Consider the following 15,324-nt stretch of genomic DNA (forward strand, 5'->3'; position numbering starts at 1 on the left):
CCGCCGTCATTGCGAGCGAAGCGAAGCAATCCAGAAATGTCTCCGCGGATGCACTCTGGATCGGTTCGTCGCGGAGCCTGTCATCCGGCCCGCCGGAGGCGGGACCGGGTGGCTCCGCGCAATGACGGTGCCTACGTCAACACCCCCACGATCGCGCCTATCAAACACGTCGTCAGCGTCCCCGACACGATCGACTTCAGCCCGAGCGCGTTGATCTCATCGCGCCGGTCCGGAGCCATGACGCCGAGGCCGCCGATCATGATGCCGAGGCTCGCGAAATTGGCGAAGCCGCACATCGCGTAGAGCATGATCAGGCGCGAGCGCGCATCGAGTGCGTCGGGGGCGAGCTTTGACAGATCGACATAGGCGATCAGCTCGTTGAGCACCGTCTTGGTGCCCATCAGGCTGCCGGCCGTGACGGCCTGATCCCACGGCAGCCCCATCAGCCAGCATACCGGCGCCATCACGAGTCCGAGCAATCGTTGCAGCGAGATTGCGGTGCCGCCGATGTTCGGCAGCAGCCCGAGCACCGCGTTGACCAGATAAACCAGCGCCACCAGCACGATCAGCATGGCGACGATGTTGAGCAGCAACTCGAGCCCTGCGGAGGTGCCCTTGACGATCGCATCCATCGTGCCGGAGGCGTGCATGTCAGGGTCTTCCAGCGAGCCACCGGTGAGCCGGTCGCTGGTCTCCGGCACCATGATCAGGCTGATCAGGATCGCCGCCGGCGCGCCGAGCACCGAGGCGATGACGAAATGCGCGGCCGCATCCGGGATCAGCGGCGCAAGCAGCGTCGCGTAGAGCACCAGCACCGTGCCGGCAATGCCGGCCATGCCGCCGGTCATCACCAGGAACAATTCGCTGCGGGTCATCTGCACCAGGTACGGCCGCACGAACAGCGGCGCTTCCACCATGCCGAGGAAGATGTTCGCCGCGGTCGACAGTCCGACCGCGCCGCCGACGCCCAGGGTGCGCTCGAGCAACCACGCCATGCCGCGAACGATCGGGGGCAGCACGCGCCAATAGAACAGCAGCGTCGTCAGCACGCTCATCACCAGCACGATCGGCAGCGCCTGGAAGGCAAGGATGAAATCGGCACCGGGTGCCTTGAGGTCGTAGGGCAGGGGGCCGCCGCCGACATAGCCGAACACGAACGACGTGCCGGCGCGCGAGGCCGCCGAAATCGCGCCGACCGCGTCGTTGATGGCGCCGAAGGCATGCGCGACGAACGGCAGCTTGAGCAGGACGATCGCAGTGAGGAAGGTGACGACGAGGCTGATTCCCGCCTGACGCAGCGAGACCGCGCGACGGTTCTCCGCCAGCGCCCAGGCGATCAACAGCAATGCGAAAATGCCGAGTGCTGATTGCAGTCGCAGCATGATGTCCCCAATCCCGCAATGATTATGGCAGCCGGGCCGATGCAAAGGCAATGCCGGGGCGCACCGGGCTCGACCGGCTGTTGACAAGACTTCCGGCCTCAGTCACGGCTCAGCGTCAACACCATTCGCGCGCGGCCACGGGCCTCGCCGAAAGAGAGCAGCTTCAAGAGCAGCCAATGTCCGCGAACCCGCCGGTCAGTGCCGGCGAACTCCTCAAGCACCCGCCATTCCTGTTTTTTCTGCTCTCGCGCAGCCTGTCGCGCTTTTCCAGCCAGATCGCGGCGGTCGCGATCGGTTGGCAAATCTACGATCTCACGGGAAGCGCCTTCGCGCTGGGCATGGTTGGGCTGGTGCAGTTCCTCCCCACAGCGCTGCTGGTGTTCGTCGCAGGCCACGCCGCCGACCGCTTCGAGCGCAAGCGCGTCGTCCAGCTCTGCCAGCTCGCGGAAGCCGCGACCGCGCTCTATCTCGCCGCGACCACCTATCTTGGCGCCATCGGCGAGGTGCAGATCTTCGTCGCCACCTTCGCGCTCGGCATCGCCGGCGCGTTCGAAAGTCCGACCACCGCGGCGCTGCTGCCGTTGATCGCACCGCAGGGCTCGCTCCAGCGGGCAACTGCGATTGCCAGCGGCGCGGCGCAGGTCGCGACCATCACCGGGCCGGCGCTCGGCGGCTTCGCCTACGCGGTCGCGCCGCACTTCGCCTATGGCGTGATGGTGGTGTTCTGGATTCTTGGCATGATCTTCACGGGCATGATCCAGCCGGGCCCGCAGGCGATCGCCAAGGACGCCGCGGACGACGACATCTACGCGGGCGTCCGCTTCATCCGCGGCAATCCGGCGATCCTCGGCACTATCTCGCTCGACCTGTTCGCGGTGCTGTTTGGCGGCGTCACCGCGCTGTTGCCGATCTATGCCCGCGATATTCTCCAGACCGGCCCTCTTGGTCTCGGCGTCCTGCGCGCCGCGCCTGCGGTCGGTGCGCTCTTGATGACCATGGTGCTGGCGCGCCATGCCATTTCGCGCCACGTCGGCATCAGGATGTTTCAGGCCGTGATCGTGTTCGGCATCGCCACCGTGGTGTTTGCGCTGTCGCAGTGGATGTGGCTGTCGGTGCTGGCGCTCGCGGTGTTGGGCGCCGCCGATACGATCAGTGTCGTGATCCGTTTCTCGCTGGTGCAGCTCTCGACGCCAGACGAGATGCGTGGCCGCGTCGGCGCGGTCAACTTCCTTTTCATCAACGCCTCGAACCAGCTCGGGCAGTTCGAGAGCGGGCTCACTGCGGCGCTGTTCGGCGCCATGCCGGCCGCCGTGCTGGGCGGCATCGGCACCATCGCGGTCGCGCTGTTGTGGATGAAGCTGTTTCCGGGCCTGCGAAAGGTGGAGCGGCTGGAGTAAAATAATACCTCTGGCGGCGGCCACGCCTACTGTGCATGGGGTTGTTTTTCGTTTTTTTTGGGCAGAGCCCGACGCTCTCCCCGCAAGCGGGGAGAGCGAAAGCACTTAGCCGCGCCCCACGAACGGCATCTTGGTCGCCATGACCGTCATGAACAGCACGTTGGCGTCCAGCGGCAGGCCGGCCATGTAGGCGACGGCATCGCCGACCGCCTTCGCGTCCATTCGCGGCTCGTGCTTCATCGTGCCATCGGGCTGCATCACGCCGGGGCCGGCGACCATGCGGTCGGTCATGGGGGTTGCGGCATTGCCGATGTCGACCTGGCCGACGGCGATGTCGTAGGCGCGGCCGTCGAGGTTGCTGGCCCTGGTGAGGCCCGTGATCGCGTGCTTGGTCGAGGTGTAGGCGGCCGAGAACGGCCGCGGCGCGTGCGCGGAGATCGAGCCGTTGTTGATGATGCGGCCGCCGCGCGGGTTCTGGTCCTTCATGATGCGGAAGGCGTGCTGGGTGCAGAGGAATGGGCCGGTGAGGTTGGTGTTCACCACCGCCTGCCACTGCTCGAGGCTGAGATCCTCGAAGTTCACCGGAGGGGCGCCCATGCCGGCATTGTTGAAGAGCACATCGAGGCGCCCATAGGTCTCCGAGACCTTGGCGAACAGCGCGGCGATCGAGCCGGGATTGGTCATATCGGCGGAGACGCAGAGGCTCTTTCCGGCAGGTCCAAGCTTTGCGGTGTCCTCAAGCATCTCGAGCCGGCGGCCGGCCAGCACCACAGTGAAACCGGCGTTCATCAGCGCCAGTGCGGCTGCGCGTCCGACACCGGTGCCGGCGCCGGTCACCACTGCGATCTTTTTCGCTTCGCTCATCGTTTCCTGCCTTTTCTTCTCTGTCAGGTTTTGGATTCTTTGTCGTTCTTGTAGGGCGGCCGCGGAATGTTTTGATGCGCCGCGCGTAAGGCCGCCGACCAGCGCGAGCGCAGGTCGTGGAAATAGGGCTCGCCCGCCTCGATGCGATGGTTGAGATCGGCCTCGCAGACATCCGTGCGTGCGACCAGAACGTCGATCGGGAGCCCCACGCCGAGGTTGGAACGCATGGTCGAATCCATCGAGATCAGGCCGGTCTTCAGTGCCTCATAGAGCTCGACGTCGTAATGCATGGCGCGGTCGAGCACCGGCTTGCCGTATTTGTGCTCGCCGATCTGCAGGTAAGGCGTGTCGGTGGTGCATTCGATGAAGTTGCCGGCCGGGTAGACCATGAACAGCCGCATCCGCGAGCCCTTGATCTGGCCGCCGAACAGGAACGAGACGTCGAAATTGATGTCTTCGGCCTTGAGCGGTGCAGCCTCGGTCAAATGCACAGCGCGGATGGCGCGGCCGATACGCTGCGTCGCCTGGAACATCGTCGGCGCGTTCATCAGCGTTTCGATGTCGCCGGTGTCGGGGTCCTCGAGACCCTCGGTGAGCGTCGACAGCACCGACTGGCTGATTGCAAGGTTGCCGGCGCTCGCAATCGCCATGATGCGGTCGCCGGGCTTGGAGAAGATGTGCAGCTTGCGGAAGGTCGAGACGTTGTCCAGCCCCGCATTGGTCCGGGTGTCGGCGATCATGACCAGACCTTCCCGAACCAGGATTCCGCAGCAATAGGTCATTTCAGTCCTCGAACGCGAACAGTTGCGCAAGACTAGTAGCCAATTTCGCGTGGCCCTCCAACCCCATTTCCCCCGGGGCCGCCGGCCCCGTGAAACCTTTCCTTGGTGCGCGCCGTACCGACCCGCTAGAAGGCAAGGGGAAGGGATGAGGAGGGGGAGATGAGAAAGCTGGTGATCGGCAGCCTGATCGCGGCTGCGCTGGGCATGACGAGCTCTGCGGCCATGGCCGGCCCATGGGAAGACGGTATGGCCGCCTATAACCGCGGCGACTATGTCCCGGCGATCCAGGTGTTCCGCGGCATGGCGAAGGCCGGCAATGCGAAGGCGCAAGGCATGCTGGGCGCGATGTATCAGCGCGGGCAGGGCGTGGCGAAGAGCTCGGCGCACGCCTTCATGTGGCTGAGCCTCGCTGCCTCCCGCGGCGATGCCAAGGCCAAGGCGGAGCTCAAGACCGTCTCGGCGACGATGACGACGCAAGACATGGCTCGCGCGAACGAGATGTTGCAGGCCTGCGAAGCATCGGACTACAGGAATTGCGAGTATTAGGGCGTATGCTCATAAACTCGCGCAGCAGTCAGAGCGCGCATGAAGTCCGCTATGTCCCCATTAGCGGCGCAATAGCGAACTAATCAGACGTCCGAGTTGGGGCCACTCTCGGAAACGAGACGTGTTTCGTCGACGCATTGGGTAGATCCCTCACGGGATGAGCACAGCAGGCATGGGTCCCGTTGGCAGCGGGACAAAATGATATTGCTGCCCCCGCACCATCACCCAGAGCGCCAAAATAATTGCAAGGGCAGCCAAGCATCTGACCATCGCGGCAACTGTGTTCGTGTACGGACGAGACTTTGAATCGGCACCTATTTGGAAACGACGCCTTTCGACAGAGAGCCGCAGTCTGGCCCTTCAGACGATGCTGGGACGATCGTGGTCAGTACATACATGCAGAGGAAATCAGCACCGTGAACATGTCGACGTCGAATTCGCTCTCCAGGCTCGTTCCGAACCGCCGCAGCCATTTGTCTTGAGCCAGGTAGGCTAGCTTCTCTCGTGCCATCGGGCATTCAAACTTGAACTCGGCCATATTTTGAAGGTGATGGACCATCTCATGAACCAGGACCGACTGGTCCGCGGGTGATTTTCCAATCCAATCGTCCGGAAGGAAGATGGTTTTCGAATTGTTGTCATAAAGCGCGACAACCGTGCGCTGAGCCAGTCGATCGATGCCCTCATCCTGCGTGAGACCCTGCCAATGCGCATGATCCGAAGCGCGCATGGTCGCAAGTTTTGCTTTCGAGGCGAATTCAATGGCCGGGTGATCCTTGATTGCCGGCAGATCGAAATTCGAGGAGAGCCAACTCGCAACCTCATCCAACAGCTCTTCCGCAGATCGAGCTGCATCGAGTCGGAGCTGAACCGAAGATGACCCGGCGGCGACGCTAGGCCCCAGATCATCACGACAATCGGCTTTGGGTGAGTCGAGTAGCGCTAAAGAACCAACGGCTACGACCAAAAAGAATTGTCTGAACATGAGAACCTCCAAAGAGGTTGCTTATTCGATCTTAAAACGGAGATGCTCAAGAAGTCCCGGCAATTATCGAAAACGTAGCATGTCATCTGCGGCGCTGTTGTGAACCCGCTCACAGTCCAGATATTGCACGCCGCGATAGAGGCCCGACTGTTGCAGCATCCACAAGGAGACGTGGCAGGTACGCCAGCTTCGTGCAAAGCGTAAGCGGTGGTCCGCCTTCATCGCGCCCGAATCACAGTCGTATGTAGTTCAAGTTTCGATCCTCGAAGCGAGGACAGCAATGGAGCCTGTAAAACCCCGCAAATGGGCCGACGACGAGACCAAGCTGCTCATCGAGCTCGCGCATCGGAAGGAAACTGTGCCGGCGATAGCGAGAGAGCTAGGACGTCACATCGCCTCCGTCAAACGACGAGCCCGCGAGTTGGGCTTGCTTCTACCGCAAAGCGAGGCCCATTCACGGTCACAAGCGGCGGTCAAGGGCAGCGCCAGGAGAGTCCGGTCCACCCGTGACAGCGGACATGCGTAACTTTTCGAGTTTCTTCGGCTCTGGGCCAGACGTACTCTACGCCTCATCCATTCCCTCCTGGCGTAAGAGCTGCCGATCTAGGTCATGCTCCCGGGCATAAAGCAGCGGATGAATATGTAGGGGTAGTCCTCGTCGTCTGAATCGCCCTCGAAATAGACAGGCCAGACCATGGCCCGCTCAGCCTTGTTAGGCTCGCTGATGACGGAATTGTCCGGCACCTCGACCCACACCATGATTTTGGAGTCGGGACTCTTTGGCACTCGCACGCGATAGTGACCGTTCTTCGTTTCCCAGTCGGCGTCTTCGACGACGTAGCCGTCGGCGGACGAGCAGCAGAGGCCGTTGCGGCTTTTCAGTTGGTCAAACCACGGCTTGAGTGGCGAGTTCGCATGACGCGCATCGAGGTCGCGCCCCATTGTCGGTAATGGCATCAGCCACAGCCCCAAGGGCGCGATAAAGCCGATCAGCGGTATCCAGCGCATCATCAGTCCGCGGCGCTCCTGCTACTCCGAGCGAATTTACCGCCTACGAATGTGAGTATGCTCCGGCTGCTGCGAGGTTCACACATCAACTCACGGCGCTGCAGGGAGGGCAAACGTGACATTCAACAAAATCCCGGCGCGCAACTGAGCGATCTCGCCGGCACCATGATGCCGCTGTGCCAATGGTCCAGCGCTTTGATGTGGATCAATGAACTTGGAAGTGACTAGTCACATCTTGCCAAGAGAGCCGCTACCGGGATGTGCCGAAATCTCGGTGGTCACTGGCGGCATTTATGCCTACTGCGGGGCATCGTACTAGCGACAGTTTCATTCAGACGTGGACAGCCTGTTCACGCAGGACGAGATCAAGCAGGTCCGACAGAACGCGGCCAAGTTGCGCTCCTCGTACAGCGCGCCGGGCAGCTAGATATCCGAACCGCTAGAGCATGATCCGGAAAAGTGTGAAGCGGTTTTCCCTCGCGACAAACGCGGAACGCGTTTGCACGGAGATCATGCTCAAACAACAACCTAAAGCGCGATGACGATTCGTCCCAATCTCATCGCGCTTTAGACAACTATCCCTGCCACTGCGATTGCGACTGCCCTGAACGTCCGGCCTGATCCACCCTCACCGCGACTGTCAGCGTCTCCGCGCCGCCGCCATAGCGGGTGCCGCGCACCGGCGCAGCGCCTAGATAGTCGAGCCCGATCGCGACGCGGACATGGGCCTCGGTGGAACAGATGCAGTTGGCGGGATCGAAGCCGACCCAGCCGAGATCCGGCACGAAGGCCTCGGCCCAGGCGTGGCCGGCGTCCTGGTGGACGGTACCGTCGGAGCGCAGGAAATGGCCGGAGACGAAGCGCGCCGGCACGCCGGCGGTGCGTGCGCAGGCGATGAAGATGTGCGCGTAGTCCTGGCAGACGCCGCGCTTGAGCGTGAACGCCTCGACCGCCGAGGTGCCGCTGTTGGTCGGGTCCTCGTCGAACGTCATGTGCTCGCTGACCTCCGACATCAGCGCGTGCAGGAAACCGAGCGTGTCGCTCTCGGCTTCGCTGCGCAATTGACGCGCAAAGCTCGCCATCGCCGGATTGACCGTGGTGAGCTCGGTCGAACGCAAAAAAAGCGCCGACGGAAAGCGCTCGTCTGCGCCGCGCAGCACGCCGCCGGTGTCGTGGGTCTCGATCAGGCCCTCGGCGCTGATCTTGATGTCGGCGACGGGACCACAGGACAGCACGTGGGTGACGTTGCCGAAGGCGTCCTCGTGCATGTCGAGCTTGGTGTCGGTGGAGACGTCGATCTGCCATTCCGCCACATATTGCCCGTCATGGCTGCCGGGCGTCATGCGCAGGATCTGGATCACGCTCGTTGCCGCCGGTTCGTAGCGATAGGTCGTGGTGTGCTGAATTCGCAGGCGCATGGTGGACCAGTGCAGTTAGTGATTAGGCCCGACTGCCTACCACGAAGAAGCTCGTCATGCCGGGCTTGACCCGGGCATCCACGCCCTTCCTCACTGAGCGAAAGAAAGAACGTGGATGGCCGGGACGCGCCCGGCCATGACGGTATCCCATTTCGTCAGCCGGGGGACATCAGATCAAATACTGCTTCGTGACGATTTCGCCCAGCCTGGAATTGTCCGCGATGAATTCCTGAATGAATTCATGCACACCTTGCTGGAAAATGTCGTTCATGTTGGAGTGTTCCAGTCGGTTGCGGATGCCTCGGGCGTGGCGCTGGGCCGGGCCCTGGCGGCCATAGGCGACGCCGATCTGGTCGAGATTGCGCACGAGATTGCCGTAGCAGCTCGCCAGTGACCGCGGCAGCGTGTCGTTGAGGATCAAGAGGTCCGCGATCAGCCAGGGTTTCAACGTCTCGCGATAGACCCAGTGATAGGCGGTGAGCGCCGACACCGAGCGGAGGATCGAGCTCCACTGGTAGAAGTCGAGCGGGCCGCCGACATGTTCCTCCTCCGGCAGCAGCACGTGGTACTTCACGTCGAGAATGCGCGCGGTGTTGTCGGCGCGTTCGAGATGAAGGCCGAGCCGCGAGAACCAGTAGGCGTCGTTGCGCAGCATGGTGCGGTAGGCCGAGCCGTCGAAGCGCAGCGAGGTCTCCTGCACGAAGCGCAGGAATTTTGCCAGGTCCTCGCGCGTCGAAGCGCCCTTGCTCCAGACTGCCTGGAGTTCGATCCAGGCCGAGTTGATGGTGTCCCACATCTCGCTGGTGAGCGCGGTGCGTACCGAGCGCGAGTTGAGCCGCGCCGCCTCGATGCAGTTCCTGATCGAGGACGGGTTGGTCGCCGAGAAAGAAAGATAGTCGACGACGTTGTGCTCGTTGGCTTCCTCATAGGTCTGATAGAAGCTCGCGGCGACGCCGGCGGTGAGCAGCGCCGAGTCCCATTCGTTGGTCTTGCCGACATAGGTGGCCGGCAGGGCGGTGACGCGCAGCGTCGCGTCGATGGTGCGCGCCAGATACTCGGCGCGCTCGACGTAACGGGCGAGCCAGTAGAGGTTTTCGGCGGTACGCGACAGCATTCTCTCTACTCGTCCAGTATCCAGGTGTCTTTGGTGCCGCCGCCCTGGCTCGAATTCACGACCAGGGAGCCCTCCTTCAGCGCCACGCGGGTGAGCCCGCCCGGCACGATTGTGGTGCGCTTGCTGCCCGTCAGCACGAAGGGCCGCAAGTCCACATGGCGCGGCGCGAGGCCGCTTGCGGTGCAGGTCGGGCAGGTCGACAGCGCCAGCGTCGGCTGCGCGATGAAACCTTCGGGCTCGCGCTTGAGCTTCTCGCGGAAGGCCTCGATGGTCGCTTTCGTCGCCGCGGGGCCGATCAGCATGCCGTAGCCGCCGGAGCCGTGCACTTCCTTGACGACGAGCTCGCTCAGATTGTCGAGCACATAGGCGAGGTCTTTCGGCTCGCGGCAGCGCCAGGTCGGCACGTTCTTCAGGATCGGCTCCTCGCCGAGGTAGAATTTCACGATGTCCGGCATGTAGGAGTAGATCGCCTTGTCGTCGGCGATCCCGGTGCCGACGGCGTTGGCGAGCGTGATGTTGCCGGCCGCATAGGCCGACATCAGCCCGGGCACGCCGAGCACGGAGTCGGGACGGAAGGTGAGGGGATCGAGGAAGTCGTCATCGACGCGGCGATAGATCACGTCGACCCGTTTCAACCCTTCCGTCGTGCGCATGAACACTTCGTTGTTCTTGACGATGAGATCTCTGCCCTCGACGAGCTCGATGCCGAGCTTGTCGGCGAGGAAGGAGTGCTCGTAATAGGCGGAGTTGTAGACGCCGGGCGTGAGCAGGGCGACCGTCGGCTCGGCAGAGGCGCTGAGCGGCGCGACGGAGCGCAAGGCCGCGAGCAACTCGTCCGGATAGCGCTCGACCGGCGCCACCTTGTGGCGGGCGAACAGGTCCGGAAACAGCCGCATCATGATCTCGCGGTTTTCCAGCATGTAGGACACGCCGGACGGCGTGCGCGCATTGTCCTCCAGCACGATGAAGTCGTTGGCGTCGACCCTGACGATGTCGATGCCGGCGATGTGCACGTAGACGTCGTGCGGCACCTGCTGGCCGTTCATCTCGGGCCGGAACACCGGGTTGTGGAAGATCAGGTCGGCGGGGACGACCTCGGCCCGCAGGATATCGCGGCCATGATAGATGTCGCGCAGAAACATGTTCAGCGCCCGCACGCGCTGCTTGAGGCCCTTCTCCAGGAGCGCCCATTCCTTGCCCGATATGATCCTGGGAATCACGTCGAAGGGAATCAGCCGCTCCGTGGACTCGGAATCCCCATACACCGCGAAGGTGATGCCGATCCGGCGGAACAACAGCTCCGCTTCCTGGCGTCGATATTCGAGCGCCTCGGGAGGCGTCTCCTTGAGCCAGCGTGCCAGCTCCTGATAGGCGGGGCGCAGGTCCCCGCCTGGAATGTTCATTTCGTCAAACGCGACTGCCATAGATCCCGACTGTTCTCCCCAGGCGTTCCGCCACTGGTCAGGTCGTATAGGTCTTGGCGAAGACCGCAACGTCCTGTGGCCATGCTTGCGAGAGTGCATGACTTACCCCGGTAGTAGCAAGGGCCGGGCCAGCGCGATAAGCATGGACTTCGAAGCATAGTCTTGGGGCATTTGACGGGGACGGCCGGAAAGGTGCCTGAAAAAATGGCTGAGGACTGCTTATTTCAGCAGCAAAACCGCGTGACTTCAACGCGTTACCTCGGCAAAGTCGGCGCCACAGGTGAGGGACAGGTTTATGAGCGAGATCGTCACGGCGGGCATTCTGGTCATTGGGGATGAGATTCTGTCCGGCCGGACCAAGGACAAGAATATCGGCTTCATCGCCGAATACCTGACCAATATCGGCATCGACCTGAAGGAAGTCCGGGTCGTCTCCGATGACGAGCCCGACATCATTGCGGCGTTGGATGCACTGCGGCATCGCTACACCTATGTCTTCACCACCGGCGGAATTGGGCCGACCCATGACGACATCACCGCCGACAGCGTGGCAAAGGCCTTCGGCGTCGGCATCGACCATCATCCCGAGGTGGTCGCACGCTTCCGCGAGCGCTGGAGCGAGCAGGACCTCAACGAGGCCCGCCTGCGCATGGCCCGCATCCCCAATGGCGCCGAGCTGATCCAGAGCGCCACCATTCTCGCCCCCGGCTTCAAGATCGGCAACGTCATCGTGATGGCGGGCGTGCCCTCGATCATGCAGGCGATGATGGATATCGTTTCGCCCAAGTTGAAATCGGGCGTCCGCATGCTCTCCGAATCGGTCCGTGCCAATGCGCGGGAGGGCGACATCGGCGGGCCCTTGCGGACGATCGCCGGCGACCATCCCGACACCATCATCGGCAGCTATCCCTTCATGGATGAGGAGCAGAAGCCGAACACCAATCTGGTGGTGCGCTCGCGCGATCCGGAAAAGCTGGCGGCAGCGATGGCGGCGGTGAAGGAAATGCTGGCAGGATTGAACGTCAGCCGCTAGCAGAAGACGCGTGAGCGGAATGGAGACGACGATGAGTGAGGCACCGGAACTGAGCGCGCAGGAGCGGGCGGGCAAGGCCTTCCCGGTTTCGTGGGACCAGTTCCACCGGGACTGCCGGGCGCTGACCTGGCGCCTTAACGAGGTCGGCCCGTTCCACGCGGTCATCGCGATCACCCGCGGCGGCCTGGTGCCGGCCGCGATCGTGGCGCGCGAGCTCGGGGTGCGCGTGATCGACACCGTCTGCATCGCCAGCTACGACCACACCAAGCAGGGCGACCTCCAGGTGCTCAAGGGCATTTCCGATGCGGCGATGAAGCTTGGCGGCGGCACCGGCAAGGGCCTTCTGATCGTCGACGACCTCGTCGATACCGGCAAGACCGGCAAGCTCGTCCGCGAGATGCTGCCGGATGCGCATTTCGCCACCGTCTACGCCAAGCCCATGGGCCGTCCGCTGGTCGACACTTTCATTACGGAAGTCTCGCAGGACACCTGGATCTTCTTCCCCTGGGACACCGCGCTGTCCTATCACCCGCCGCTCCGCGACGGCGCGGCGTAAGCCACGGGGGCTGATCACGATGGCCGGACGCGCGCGATTGGCATGGTTCGGCTTCGTCGTCGCGTTCGCGGTGACGCTGCTCGCAGCTCAGGCGCGGTGCCAGGATCGGCAGGCCCCGGCTCTCGACCCTGCCGTGATCGAGGACATCGTGGTCGGCAGCCGCGTTCTCGCCGAGCTTGGGGTGCTCGACGGCTTCGGCCATGTCAGCGCCCGTGATCCCAAGGATCCCAATCACTTCCTGATGTCGCGCTCGCTGGCGCCGGCGCTCGTCACCGCCGACGATATCATGGAGTTCGATCTCGACGGCAATGCCGTGGATGCCAAGGGGCGCAGCGTCTTCCTGGAGCGCTTCATTCACAGCGAGATCTACAAGGCCCGTCCCGACGTGATGGCGGTCGTGCACACGCACTCGCCCGGCGTGATCCCGTTCACGATCAGCCAGGTTGCGCTGCGGCCGGTCTTCCACAACGCGGCGTTCCTCGCCGCGGGGGCGCCGGTATGGGACATCCGCAAAGACTTCGGCGAGACCAATATGCTGGTCAGCAATGCGGCCATCGGCAAGGGACTGGCGCTCGCGCTCGCCGACAAGTCGGTGGTGCTGATGCGCGGCCATGGTGATGCCACCGTCGGCCCGTCCGTGAAAGTCGCGGTCTTCCGTGCCTACTACACCGACGTCAATGCGCGACTTCAGTCGCAGGCGATCGCGCTTGGCGGCGAGGTGAATTATCTGACGGCAGCGGAGGGCGCCAAGGCCGATGCGATCAATCTGCAGGTTCTCGACCGTGTCTGGAACCTGTGGAAAATGCGCGTCACCACGGCGCCACCAAAATAGTGCCGCTGCAAAACCGCGTCATGCCGACGGGCGAGATCATCGCCACCCCATATCGCGGCATGTTCACGGGCAACCGTGGCATCATCCATGATCCCGCGACGAAGACGCTGCTCAAAAAGCGCTGGTCGACGCCGGCCTGGCTGACCTGCACGTGCGAATTCCGCGGCCGTCGCCGGGAGGTGATGGCGACGCAGAGCTGGACCGAGCTGTTCTTCCTGGACGAGGCCACCGCGCTCGCTGCCGGACATCGTCCCTGTTTCTATTGCCGCCGCGACGATGCCAATCGCTTCCGGGCGGCATGGGAGAAAGGCAATCGCGTGCATGATGTCCGCATGCACGACATCGACACGGTGCTGCACCACGAGCGGCTCGATCACGGTCAGAAACGACTGCACGCGCTGCTGATGCCGCTCGACCAGCTTCCCGTCGGCGCGATGGTGAGCCAAGGCGGGGAGAGCTTTCTGGTGATGCAGGGCAGGGCGCTCCTGTGGTCGCCGGCGGGCTATACCGAGGTCGAGCGTCAGCCCAGCGAAGCAAAGCTGCTGACGCCGCCGTCGACGCTGCGCACACTGCACGCCGGCTATGAGCCCGTGCTGCATGCGACCGCATCACCCTAGCGCAGCGGCCGCCCCTGTTCATCCACCGTCATCCGCGCATCGCGCAAAGCCCATTCGCGGATCACTTGGCGGCATCGGGCGAGCTCCGCACCGACCGCCGCGTTCGCATCCTTCGCGGCGCGCTCCACCATCGCCCTGCAATTGACGAGCACGGAACGGTCCTCCGCGTGCGCGGGCAATGCAAGCGCTGCCAGCAACGCGACGCTGCACGCAAGCCGCATCATCCCAGCCTCTCGCGCGCGAGAGCAGCGCCGGCACCGAGCGCCATCAGCTTGGCTTCCGCGATCTCCCGCCGCATCGGCGCCATGCCGCAATTGGTGGTGGCGATTATGTTGCTCTTGGGCACGAATTTCGACACCGCGTCGATCACCTGCACGACGTCGTCGGCCGTCTCGACCGTGTCGCTGGCGACATCGATCACGCCGGCCTGCACGACTTTGTGCTTGAGCAGCGCGAGCAGATCGAGCGGCACCTTGGAATTGCGGCATTCGATCGCGACCTGCTGGATCGAGCTCGCATCGATCGCCGGGAAGATCTGCTCATACTGCCGCCATTGGCTGCCTAGCGTTTCCTTCCAGTCGGTATTGGCCTTGATGCCGTAGCCGTAGCAGATGTGCACGGCGGTGGTGCAAGTGAGGCCCTCGGCGGCGCGCTCCAGCGCCCTGATGCCCCAGTCGTTGACCTCGTCCATGTAGACGTTGAAGGCGGGCTCGTCGAACTGGATGAGATCGACGCCGTCGGCCTGCAACGCCTTGGCTTCCGCGTTCAGGAGATCGGCGAAAGCAAAAGCCATCTTCACCCGATCGCCGTAGTAGCGATCGGCAATGGTGTCGATGATGGTCATCGGGCCGGGCAGCGTAAATTTCAGCTTCTTTTTCGTGTGCGTTCGCGCGACACGTGCCTCAAAGGCGTGGATGCGATCCTTGAGCTGCAACGGTGCGACCACCTGCGGCACCATCGCCTTGTAGCGATCCTTTCGGATTCCCATCTCGACCTTGTGCGCGAAGTCGATGCCCTCGATCTTCTCGAGAAAGCCGTGCACGAAGTGCTGCCGCGCCTGCTCGCCCTCGGTGACGATGTCGATGCCGGCGTCTTCCTGCAGCTTCAGCCAGATCAGCGTCGCGTCGCGCTTGGCGCGCAGGAGCTCGTCACCCTCTGACTTCCAGGGCGCCCAGAGCACGTTCGGCTCGGCGAGCCATTCCGGTTTCGGCAAGGAGCCGGCGATGGTGGTCGGAAACAGCATGGCGCCCTCCGGATCTGATGTCATTGCGCACCTTCCTGCCATGTCTTAACGTCGAGGTACAGAACAACAAAAGTCGGCTCATATTCCGGCGGCCTCGACAGGGAACAAAATGCAGACAAAGGA

General features: G+C 63.2%; 16 protein-coding genes. 6 read left to right on the forward strand and 10 right to left on the reverse strand.

Annotation, left to right across the window (positions count from 1 at the left end; translation table 11 throughout):
* Positions 1-131: 131 nt before the first annotated feature.
* The gene (locus SO140_RS24610; RefSeq protein WP_449383097.1) at positions 132-1,382 is read right to left on the reverse strand and encodes a NupC/NupG family nucleoside CNT transporter; all 1,251 of its coding nucleotides are present in this window, start codon (positions 1,380-1,382) and stop codon (positions 132-134) included.
* Positions 1,383-1,558: 176 nt separating this feature from the next.
* Between SO140_RS24610 and SO140_RS24615 the strand changes: the two genes are divergently transcribed.
* Positions 1,559-2,779, forward strand: a complete 1,221-nt coding sequence (locus tag SO140_RS24615) for an MFS transporter (protein WP_449383096.1) — start codon at positions 1,559-1,561, stop codon at positions 2,777-2,779.
* Between the two features lie 105 nt (positions 2,780-2,884).
* Here the strand turns inward: SO140_RS24615 and SO140_RS24620 are convergent, their stop codons facing one another.
* Together SO140_RS24620 and SO140_RS24625 are read right to left on the reverse strand one after the other, a co-directional pair.
* Positions 2,885-3,643, reverse strand: a complete 759-nt coding sequence (locus tag SO140_RS24620; protein ID WP_449383095.1) for an SDR family oxidoreductase — start codon at positions 3,641-3,643, stop codon at positions 2,885-2,887.
* Between the two features lie 23 nt (positions 3,644-3,666).
* The gene (locus SO140_RS24625; RefSeq protein WP_449383094.1) at positions 3,667-4,425 is read right to left on the reverse strand and encodes a proteasome-type protease; all 759 of its coding nucleotides are present in this window, start codon (positions 4,423-4,425) and stop codon (positions 3,667-3,669) included.
* A 159-nt stretch (positions 4,426-4,584) separates the two neighbouring features.
* Here SO140_RS24625 and SO140_RS24630 point away from each other — a divergent pair, with 159 nt between their 5' ends.
* Entirely contained in the window at positions 4,585-4,971 is a 387-nt protein-coding gene (locus SO140_RS24630) for an SEL1-like repeat protein (RefSeq protein WP_449383093.1), read from the forward strand.
* A gap of 385 nt (positions 4,972-5,356) precedes the next feature.
* Here the strand turns inward: SO140_RS24630 and SO140_RS24635 are convergent, their stop codons facing one another.
* The 5 genes from SO140_RS24635 to SO140_RS24655 all read right to left on the reverse strand — a co-directional run bounded on the left by SO140_RS24635 (position 5,357) and on the right by SO140_RS24655 (position 10,920).
* Positions 5,357-5,956 carry a DUF6647 family protein gene (locus SO140_RS24635; protein WP_449383092.1) on the reverse strand — a complete coding sequence of 200 codons (600 nt, stop codon included), beginning with the start codon at positions 5,954-5,956 and terminating at the stop codon, positions 5,357-5,359.
* 603 nt (positions 5,957-6,559) lie between these two features.
* Positions 6,560-6,913 carry a hypothetical protein gene (locus SO140_RS24640; RefSeq protein WP_449383102.1) on the reverse strand — a complete coding sequence of 118 codons (354 nt, stop codon included), beginning with the start codon at positions 6,911-6,913 and terminating at the stop codon, positions 6,560-6,562.
* A gap of 626 nt (positions 6,914-7,539) precedes the next feature.
* The gene (locus SO140_RS24645) at positions 7,540-8,382 is read right to left on the reverse strand and encodes a transglutaminase family protein (protein WP_449383091.1); all 843 of its coding nucleotides are present in this window, start codon (positions 8,380-8,382) and stop codon (positions 7,540-7,542) included.
* Between the two features lie 169 nt (positions 8,383-8,551).
* Positions 8,552-9,496 (reverse strand): alpha-E domain-containing protein, encoded by a 945-nt coding sequence (locus tag SO140_RS24650; RefSeq protein WP_449383090.1) that lies wholly within the window; start codon positions 9,494-9,496, stop codon positions 8,552-8,554.
* Between the two features lie 5 nt (positions 9,497-9,501).
* Complete coding sequence (locus SO140_RS24655; RefSeq protein ID WP_449383089.1) at positions 9,502-10,920, reverse strand: circularly permuted type 2 ATP-grasp protein; 1,419 nt, start codon at positions 10,918-10,920, stop codon at positions 9,502-9,504.
* A 295-nt stretch (positions 10,921-11,215) separates the two neighbouring features.
* Between SO140_RS24655 and SO140_RS24660 the strand changes: the two genes are divergently transcribed.
* From SO140_RS24660 to SO140_RS24675, 4 genes are read left to right on the forward strand one after another with little or no spacing between them, the layout of a single operon-like run.
* A complete protein-coding gene (locus tag SO140_RS24660) occupies positions 11,216-11,953 on the forward strand; it encodes a competence/damage-inducible protein A (protein WP_449383088.1) in 738 nt (245 codons plus the stop codon).
* A 31-nt stretch (positions 11,954-11,984) separates the two neighbouring features.
* The gene (gpt, locus tag SO140_RS24665) at positions 11,985-12,509 is read left to right on the forward strand and encodes a xanthine phosphoribosyltransferase (RefSeq protein ID WP_449383087.1); all 525 of its coding nucleotides are present in this window, start codon (positions 11,985-11,987) and stop codon (positions 12,507-12,509) included.
* A gap of 19 nt (positions 12,510-12,528) precedes the next feature.
* The gene (locus tag SO140_RS24670; RefSeq protein WP_449383086.1) at positions 12,529-13,341 is read left to right on the forward strand and encodes a class II aldolase/adducin family protein; all 813 of its coding nucleotides are present in this window, start codon (positions 12,529-12,531) and stop codon (positions 13,339-13,341) included.
* Complete coding sequence (locus tag SO140_RS24675; protein ID WP_449383085.1) at positions 13,341-13,958, forward strand: hypothetical protein; 618 nt, start codon at positions 13,341-13,343, stop codon at positions 13,956-13,958. The genes SO140_RS24670 and SO140_RS24675 overlap by 1 nt, the downstream gene beginning before the upstream one ends.
* On the opposite strand, the gene SO140_RS24680 is transcribed toward SO140_RS24675, so the two are convergent.
* Both SO140_RS24680 and SO140_RS24685 read right to left on the reverse strand, forming a co-directional pair.
* A complete protein-coding gene (locus SO140_RS24680; protein WP_449383084.1) occupies positions 13,955-14,182 on the reverse strand; it encodes a hypothetical protein in 228 nt (75 codons plus the stop codon). The two genes, SO140_RS24675 and SO140_RS24680, sit on opposite strands and share 4 nt — an antisense overlap.
* Entirely contained in the window at positions 14,179-15,201 is a 1,023-nt protein-coding gene (locus SO140_RS24685) for a methionine synthase (RefSeq protein WP_449383101.1), read from the reverse strand. The genes SO140_RS24680 and SO140_RS24685 overlap by 4 nt, the downstream gene beginning before the upstream one ends.
* Between the last annotated feature and the right edge of the window lie 123 nt (positions 15,202-15,324).

The organism is Bradyrhizobium sp. UFLA05-108 (assembly GCF_059803455.1).